Below are 8,091 nucleotides of genomic sequence, written 5' to 3'. Positions count from 1 at the left end.
CCCGTGAATTCGCGTCGGGAACCGCCGACTGGGCTGTGCACGTCGCGCTGACCGAGGGCGGCGCGGTGACCGCGGCGGCGGTCTCGTTGCCCGCGACCGGTGAACTGTTCCGCACCGACACCGTCGAGCCCACGGGCGGACCGCTGCGACATCGGATGGCAGTGTCCCGCTGGGGCGGAACGTATGAGGTGGCGGCGGTGTCGCGGGCGCTCGGTCTCGCACCGGTCGAGATCGGCTCGGCGGGTGCCAAGGCCATGGCCGTCGTCCGCGGGGACGTCGACGCCTACGTGCACTCCGGCGGTCAGTTCGAGTGGGACAACTGCGCTCCGGTCGGCGTCGCGCTGGCCGCAGGCCTGCACTGCAGCCGACTCGACGGCTCGCCCATCGTCTACAACCGGCCGCGCCCGTACATGCCCGACTTCGTGATCTGCCGCTCCGAGATCGCCGACGAGTTGCTCGGTGTCCTCGCCCGGGTCTGGTAGTCCCGTACCGCTGCTCAGCGATTCTTGCGCAGCAGGTAGATGTCCATGATCCAGCCGATCCGCTCACGGGCAGCCGCCCGCTGCTCCGCGATCTGCTCCCCCACGTCGCCCACCCGCCCGCTGATCAGCATCTCGTCCGGCGTGCCGAGATAGGCGCCCCACCAGATGTGGTCGTCGGGGTCGGCGGTGTTCCGGAACGCGAGGTCGGCGTCGAGCATGACCATCTGATTCGCATCCGCGCCCGAGGGGGTGTCGGCGAGCCGACGACCGGTGGTGATGTGGATCGGTTCGCCGATGCGGTTGGCGACGACCCGGTGCGCTGCGGTCAGCGCGCTGGCGCTCGTCACACCCGGGATGACCTCGACGTCGACTGTGATGTCGGGTCGCGCCGAAAGGTCGTCGACGATGCGCAACGTGCTGTCGTAGAGTGCCGGGTCGCCCCAGACGAGAAACGCGGCGACGCCGCCGTCGGGGAGTTCGTCGCGCAACGTCGTCGCGATCAGATCCGAGCGGGCGGCATGCCAGCGGCGCACCTCGGCGTCGTAGTCCGCGGGAGTCCGGTCACGTGGCGGATCGACGATCTCGACGAGTCGGTGCGAAGAACTGGCGTGGCGCGCAAGGATCTCCTTGCGTGCGTCGAGGAGCCCGGTCTTGGCACTGCCCTTCTCCAGAGCGACGAACACGTCGACATCGGCCATGGCCTCGATCGCCTGCAGCGTGATCTGCCGGGGATCACCCGGACCGATTCCGATGACCCGCACTGCCAGTCGCATCGTCGACTCAGATCTTCACTCGTCGCAGACCATGTTTACGCGCGGTCATATCGAGGATGAACTGCCGCGGCAGCAGACGTCGCATCAGGAACACGAGGCCTGCGGAGTTGCCCTTGGCGTAGAACGGCTTCGGATGCTCTGCGAGTGCGGCGTCGACGATCACCCGTGCCATCTCCGATGCCGAGATGCCCTCTTCCTCGTTGTGGCGGGTCGCGGCGGCGAGGGTCTCGTACTCGGCACGGTACGGCGAGTCGTCGCCGATGTAGACGCTGCGCCGGTCACCGATGCCGGTCGCGATGGTGCCGGGCTCGACACTGATCATGCGGATGCCGTACGGCGCGACCTCACGGCGGGTGGCGAAGGCGTACGCCTTCAGCGCGGATTTCGTTGCGGCATAGTTCGATCGGAATGCGACGGGGAAACTCGACAGCATCGACCCGACCATCACCACGGTTCCGCGACGCCGTTCACGCATGCCCGGAAGCACGGCCTTGGTCATCGCGACGGGGCCGAAGACGTTGACACGGAACAGATCCTCCACGGCAGAGATCGGGGTGTCCTCCAACGCGCCCGCCTGCGACTCTCCCGCGTTGTTGATGAGGATGTCGACGTCGCCGACCTCGCGCGCACACTCTGCGGCGCTGTCGTAGTCGGCGTTGTCGAGCCGGACGTAGGTCACTCCGGCGATGGGGTCGGCCACACTGTCGGGATGGCGGCTGGTCCCGTACACGCGGTGGCCCGCCGATGCGAACTGGCGGGCGACTTCTTCACCGATGCCGCTGGTGGCGCCGGTGACGAGGACGGTGAGCGGAGACGATGCTGTGGTCACCGGTTCACCGTATCGCCTACCCACGCGGTCGCGGGTGAACGGGTGATACGGCGCCGAACCCGCCTACATCGTCGGCAGCCCGCAATGCACCTCACGCCGATCGAGGCGCGAGGTGCATTGCCGTCGCGGACTACCGCTGCCGTAGACTCCACACGTCGCCTCAGTAGCTCAGGGGATAGAGCATTCCTCTCCTAAAGGAAGGGTCGCAGGTTCGAATCCTGCCTGGGGCACTGTGACATCCTTGTCGGCCTCGCACTCTCAGCAGAGCGACTTCGACGCATCGACGAACACTGATACCTCCTTGTCGCTCGCAGCCCTGTGCAGTTGGGCCTGCAGGAGCGCGGCAGCGTACTTCTTCGCACTGTCCTGCCCACTGCTCGCACCCACTCGACAGACCGCGTCGCCCAGTGACGCCGCAGCGCTCGGGTCGATCTCGAGTCCACCCTCCCTCAGCTTCCGCTCGAACGCGGACTGCTGGGCCGGCTGCGGAGGCGCGACGGACTCCACCGACCCGTTCGTGGGCAGTTCGGCGGGTCGCGTTGCCTGCGGTTGTGCGCTCGGCTTCGGGGCAGCGGGCGTCGTCGACGGGCCCGCAGACTTCTCCACAGAGCTCGTCGTCGCCGCTGAGCTCGACGCTGCCGTTGAGCTCGACGCCGTCGCGGCCGACCTGTCGCCGGAGGCGGAGGTGTCGTCGGTCCCGCATGCGGCGACCAGACCGGCGCAGGCCAGCCCGAGCATCACCGCCGAGATACGACGACGGCGAGCAACATGACGCTCAGACACGGAAGAACCCCCTGTTCAGAGCATTCCACACGGCGTCCTGCCAGTAGGGCCAGTCGTGCAGGCCTTGGACCGGGAAGTCGGTCATCGTGGGCAGCCGGTTGACCATGGTCTGGACGTCGAAGACATGCGTCAATGCGGACGAGAGCAGTTCGAGCGGCGCCCCTTGGAGAATCAACGCCGGGTTGGCGAGCAACGCCTGTGGCGTCGCGGTGTAGCCCGGTATCCCACTGCCGGTGAAGATGAAGGTACGGATCCCGTGCAGCTTGTTCACCTGGACGAACGGATCGTTGTCGAGCCATCGGGTGCTCCACGGCGGGCCCCACATCGCGTCGGCGTTCATCGCGGGCGTACCACCGTCGAGCATCGGGAAGATCATTGCGGCGCGGATCGCTTCACGCATACCGGGCGCAGACAGGTTGAGCATGCCCGACAGCGATCCCGCCGCGTCGAAGTCGCGATGGTTGTTGGCCGCTGTGATCAACGCCGAGCTGCCACTCATCGACAATCCCATGATCGCGTAATGCCCTGACGGACCACGTAATCCGCGTTGGTCCATCGCTGCGACAAGGCTCTTGTTGATCACGCAGCCCCACTTGTAGGTGTAGCCCTGGTTGCTGAAGTTGTCCGGCGCGTTCCAGTCGGTGTAGAAGCTCATGTATCCGCCGACCGGCTGTACGACGTTGACCCCGTGATCAGCCAATTGCGCGACGTTGGTGTTGTGCTCCCACCCGCTGACGTCGTTGGTCGCCCGCAAGCCGTCGAGCATCACGACGGTCTTCTTGTTCTGCGGACGCGTCCACGCGCGCACCTTGACCGTCCCGGCCGGACCCCCCGGACTCTGCGTCGGCATGCCACACCCGTTGATCCACCAGGTCTGAGCCGCAGGCGCCGCGTGCGCCGTACCCTCCCCGACCGCGACGACACCTCCGACAGTCATGACGGCCACTGCCGCCACCCCCAACCGACGTCCCATACGTCTGAGCCCTGACCCCGGCCACCAACGGCGCGAAGCTCCCACCTACATCACTCCTCGAACCTGGTTTCAACACCGAGAATCCACGCACCAGGCAACGCGGACCACGCAGAGTTGATCGAGCGACCAAGACCGATCGTTACCCCGGCAAACGGAGTGAGCTGAGAGCATCGGATTCCGAAAGGTTTTGTACATCAAGAGAAGTCGCCGTTGTGAGTCTCGTCATAGGCGAACTCCCAGGTCGCTTCCGGGCGACTCACAGGAGGACATTTCGGAATGAACAGATCCTGAGAGGTGGCGCACCGCAGCCTGAGAGATCGTGACCGATTCTCACAGGTGCGTCAGCCGAGTTGCGTGGGATCCAGGGGTACACAAATGCCCCCGAGGATCCCACGCAACACGATTACCCGTCAGATGCGCGGGACGCCGGCGTCGATGAGGTCGCGCACCACCTCTTCGGGTTCGGTACGCAACTCGACGGCGGTGCAGCGGAGCTCACGTCGGTCTCGAGCAACCAACCGGCGCTGTCGCCGCAGGTCGTCTTCCCAGGACGAGTGGGTGCGATGAAATGCACCGTCGACCTCGAGCACCAGTGTCGATCCGTCGGGCAGATCCCATTCGGCGTCGGTGTACCGAGTCCGACCCGCGCTGTCGGTGCGACGCCGCTGACGCACCGGTGGTTGTAGCGAGTACTCGCGGCACGTCCTGACCAGGTCGATCTCGGCCATCGACTCGGACCCGCCCGAGATGTCGTCGAGGAAGCCGCGCAGCAGGGGCTTGTGGCGCAGGCGCGGAAGCTTGTCGCACCACGTGAGCAGCGCCTCGGCCGTGGTCAGCCGCTGCTGCACGACCGCGGCGACGAGCCCGCCGGCCGATCGTGCCGACCGGTGCTCACCCCACGACCCTGCAGCGAGCGCAGAAGCCAGCGTGAGCGCTGCGGGCTCGACACGCAGTGTCGCCCTCCCCGCCCGCTCGACCGACAGCGCGGTCAGGTCATGGCGCGTGCGCACATAGGTGATTCCCTCCGGCGGGGTCCTGGCACTGCGATCGCCTGCTCCGACGAAGAATACGACCGGACCCTCGGACCAACCCCTCAGGCCGTGCACCTCCAGAGCCGCGCGACCTGCGAGAGATGTTGCGCCGCAAGAGTACAACGCGCCGATACCGACTCGTTGTGCCTCCGTGGGGACTCCCGGAGCGAGCATGACGACCCTCGCACCGAAGGCCTGCCACTCACCGTTTGCTATGCGCCGCCGTACGGATCGCTTGTCCACTCCTGCATCCGCGAGCTGCGCACGCGTGACGATGTTGTCCTGTCGACGCGCGAGCGCGACCCACCCCTTGTCCGGTTGCACCGGTACAGGATGTAGGAAATGCCGAGAGGCGTCGGAAATCCATCCACAGGCTCAGTTGTGTGGGATCCAGGGGTACACAAATGCCCCCGAGGATCCCACGCAACTGCAGACCCGACGCTCAGGCGAGCTGCGACCGCAGGTTGCCGTCGGTCTGCTTGATCGCCTGCCCGACGAACGGCTCCAGGATGGCCCCGAGCGCGCGGCCGCCGAGTCCGCCGGGCAACTTGTATTCGAACTCGACCTGCACCTCGGTGCCGCCCTCCGTGTCGGCGAAACGCCAGGTGGTGTTCGCCGGGAAACCGTCGACAGAGACGAGCCTGATCAGCTCGCCCTCGACCCACTCCTGGGTCTCCACGGTGGACTTCAACGTCTTCGGACCGACGTTCATCTCGGCAGCGAACGTGGCACCGAGCCCCGACGTGTGCTCGGTAACGGGATCGAACCGGGTGATCCCGAACATGTAGTGCGGCACGTTGGCGTAGGTGTTCACGTACTCGAAGACGGTCTGACGTGGCACGTCGATGGTGGCCGTGTGGCTGACCCCGGGCATCTGCACTCCTCGTGTTGTTCCGCCTGGACGGCGGTGGACGCAACTACGCCTACTGTTCCATTACCCGGTGTCGACGTCGACCACCGGGTAGGCGTTTGAGGAAGTCAGTCGCCGAGGTCCATCGAGATCCGACGGAGCAGATCGACGAGTTGTCCGCGCTCGTCAGCACTCAACGGCGCGAGTACGTCGGCGTCGTCGGCCAGCCTGTTGGGAAGCTCGGCGTCGACCAACGCTCGCCCCTCGGCGGTGAGTTCGAGGAGCACCACGCGCCCGTCGCGCTCGGACCTGCGACGTTCGAGTAGCCCGCGTCGGGAGAGCGTCTCACTGATCTTGGTGATCGACGCCCCGCTCAGCATCGTCGTCGAGACCACCTCGCTGGCGCGGAGTGGACGATCAGACCTGGCCAGGGCACCGAGCACGTCGAACTCCGACCGCCCGATTCCGTGCGCCTCGAGTTTTCGGTCGAGGCGATGATTCGACACCGTGGCGATCCGCTGTATTCGGCCCAGGATGGCAATCGGCGCGACGTCGAGATCCGGATACGACTGCGCCCACTCCGCCTCGATCCGGTCGACCAGATCGCGGCCGGGCCGGGAGTCGGGGGTGGAGCTGTTCACGTGACGATGATAACCATCGCCTGACATTATTTCACTACTAAAATAGTGATAAAGTATTGGGATGCAGCGCTCACTCCTCACTCCCTACATCCGCACCAGCGGCGCAGCCCTGCAGCACGCCGTGACGCCGACGACCTGGCGAGACGCGCTCCGTGTCGACTTCAGCCGAGCAGGGGTGGCGGCCCCGCTGCGGGTCGGCGTGGCCGTGGGAGTCGTGTTGGTCGTGGGCGCACTGCTCGGTTACCGCGACCTGGCGGGACTCGCCGCCCTCGGCGCACTCGTCTCCGCCTTCTGTCGTCCCGACCCCTACCCCGTCCGAGCTCCCCGTCTCGTCGCACTCGGGATCGGGATCTGCGTGGCGATCGCCGTCGGCGCGACCATGGGCGTGTACGCGAACTCGATCGCCGCAGAGATCACCGTGACCGCATTGCTGGCAGGCATCGCGTGCTACTTCGTGTCCGCACTGCGCATCGTCGGACCCGGCGCCGTCATCTTCGTGTTCGCGTCGACCGGCGCGGCGGGCTTCGCACACGACGCAGAAGACATCGGACGCGCGGTGCTGGCCGCGGCGATCGGTGCCGTCATCGGCATCGTCATCGCGCTGGCGCCGTGGCTGCGCACCTGGGTCATGGTACGCGTGGGTGGCACGCGGGCCGCCTCGACCGAGACGGCCCGCCGCGAGTCACTGTGGGTGACCCTCGCGGGCGGGCACGCGCCGGCCAACCGGCGCCATCTCGCCGTGACCGCAGTGCGCATCGCCGTCGCCGCGGCGCTCGCCGCGATCATCGCGGTCGCCGCACACCTCGATCATCCGATGTGGGCCGCGATGGGTGCCGTGGCCGCGATGCAGGGCGTCGAGTATCACCTCACCGTCCGACGCGGCGTACAGCGTCTGCTCGGCAACCTCGGTGGTGCACTCATCGCGGGACTACTCCTCGCCATCCCCCTCGGCTACTGGGGCGCGGTCGTCGGCATCATCATCTTCCAGGTGCTCGCCGAGATCCTGTCGACGGTCAACTACGCGTTGTGCTCACTCGCGGTCACCCCGATGGCACTGCTGCTCACGGGGCTGAGCGCAGGACTGAGCCCCGACGCCGCAATCGACCGCGTCCTCGACACCGCGATCGGCATCGTCGTCGGCATCGTGGTGGCAGCGCTGACGATCCGCGCACACGACCTCGCGGCGCTTCGCGGACCCCGCACGCACACGTCGTAGCGATCTGTTCGGAGTGCGCGCCATTGTGAAGCGTGTTTTCACGGGCGTCACACGGAGGCAATGACCTGGGTACGTCGTGCTCATAGCGTCGTATCGCTTGATCAACGACACTCACTCTTCGGGGCCATCCGGCCACGGCGGACGCAGACGCGTCGCAACCGGAGAGCCGACCCAGGAGTTTATGTATGAGTGGCAGCATGTCCCGCCGTCAGGCCATCGAGGCCGTGACCACATACGAGATGGAATGCGACGGCTTCCCGAGCCCTGGCAGACACCTTCGGCCGCAACGTCTTCACCCTCTCGGCGATGAAGACCCGGCTGCCCAAGCACGTCTTCAAGGCTGTCGCGGCGACCATCGACAACGGCGTCCCGCTCGATCCGACCCTCGCCGACTACGTCGCAGCCGCGATGAAGGACTGGGCGATCGAGAAGGGCGCGTCGCACTACGCGCACGTCTTCTACCCCCTGACCGGATTCACCGCCGAAAAGCACGACTCGTTCCTCGAGCCGGAC

General features: G+C 66.6%; 9 protein-coding genes, 1 tRNA gene and 1 pseudogene. 4 read left to right on the top strand and 7 right to left on the bottom strand.

The window, feature by feature from the left end; genetic code table 11:
* A partial coding sequence (locus GOOTI_RS21435) for an inositol monophosphatase family protein (RefSeq protein WP_007240706.1) occupies positions 1 to 482 on the top strand: 482 nt, incomplete at its 5' end.
* A gap of 14 nt (positions 483 to 496) precedes the next feature.
* Here the strand turns inward: GOOTI_RS21435 and cobF are convergent.
* Together cobF and GOOTI_RS21425 are read right to left on the bottom strand one after the other, a co-directional pair.
* Complete coding sequence (gene cobF / locus GOOTI_RS21430) at positions 497 to 1,255, bottom strand: precorrin-6A synthase (deacetylating) (protein WP_007240705.1); 759 nt, start codon at positions 1,253 to 1,255, stop codon at positions 497 to 499.
* 7 nt (positions 1,256 to 1,262) lie between these two features.
* Positions 1,263 to 2,084, bottom strand: a complete 822-nt coding sequence (locus tag GOOTI_RS21425; RefSeq protein WP_007240704.1) for an SDR family oxidoreductase — start codon at positions 2,082 to 2,084, stop codon at positions 1,263 to 1,265.
* 157 nt (positions 2,085 to 2,241) lie between these two features.
* On the opposite strand from GOOTI_RS21425, the gene GOOTI_RS21420 reads away from it, so the two are divergent.
* Positions 2,242 to 2,314 (top strand) — tRNA-Arg (locus GOOTI_RS21420).
* Between the two features lie 28 nt (positions 2,315 to 2,342).
* Here the strand turns inward: GOOTI_RS21420 and GOOTI_RS26930 are convergent.
* The 5 genes from GOOTI_RS26930 to GOOTI_RS21395 form a co-directional block, all read right to left on the bottom strand.
* Entirely contained in the window at positions 2,343 to 2,867 is a 525-nt protein-coding gene (locus tag GOOTI_RS26930; RefSeq protein ID WP_227921932.1) for a hypothetical protein, read from the bottom strand.
* A complete protein-coding gene (locus GOOTI_RS21410; protein WP_007240702.1) occupies positions 2,860 to 3,840 on the bottom strand; it encodes an alpha/beta hydrolase in 981 nt (326 codons plus the stop codon). Before GOOTI_RS21410 ends, GOOTI_RS26930 begins: the two co-directional genes overlap by 8 nt.
* Before the next feature lie 410 nt (positions 3,841 to 4,250).
* Positions 4,251 to 5,195: a type IV toxin-antitoxin system AbiEi family antitoxin domain-containing protein gene (locus GOOTI_RS21405; RefSeq protein ID WP_007240701.1), complete on the bottom strand. Its 945-nt coding sequence runs from the start codon at positions 5,193 to 5,195 to the stop codon at positions 4,251 to 4,253.
* 118 nt (positions 5,196 to 5,313) lie between these two features.
* On the bottom strand, positions 5,314 to 5,745 hold the full coding sequence (locus GOOTI_RS21400) for an SRPBCC family protein (protein ID WP_007240700.1): 432 nt from the start codon (positions 5,743 to 5,745) through the stop codon (positions 5,314 to 5,316).
* Between the two features lie 104 nt (positions 5,746 to 5,849).
* The gene (locus GOOTI_RS21395; RefSeq protein ID WP_007240699.1) at positions 5,850 to 6,389 is read right to left on the bottom strand and encodes a MarR family winged helix-turn-helix transcriptional regulator; all 540 of its coding nucleotides are present in this window, start codon (positions 6,387 to 6,389) and stop codon (positions 5,850 to 5,852) included.
* Positions 6,390 to 6,423: 34 nt separating this feature from the next.
* Between GOOTI_RS21395 and GOOTI_RS21390 the strand changes: the two genes are divergently transcribed.
* Both GOOTI_RS21390 and GOOTI_RS25410 read left to right on the top strand, forming a co-directional pair.
* A complete protein-coding gene (locus GOOTI_RS21390; protein ID WP_007240698.1) occupies positions 6,424 to 7,578 on the top strand; it encodes an FUSC family protein in 1,155 nt (384 codons plus the stop codon).
* Between the two features lie 185 nt (positions 7,579 to 7,763).
* Positions 7,764 to 8,091: pseudogene (locus GOOTI_RS25410) on the top strand (glutamine synthetase III domain-containing protein); the annotation flags it as partial.

Source organism: Gordonia otitidis NBRC 100426 (assembly GCF_000248075.1).
Taxonomy (GTDB): domain Bacteria; phylum Actinomycetota; class Actinomycetes; order Mycobacteriales; family Mycobacteriaceae; genus Gordonia; species Gordonia otitidis.
This window is presented reverse-complemented; position numbering and strand designations above follow the sequence as displayed.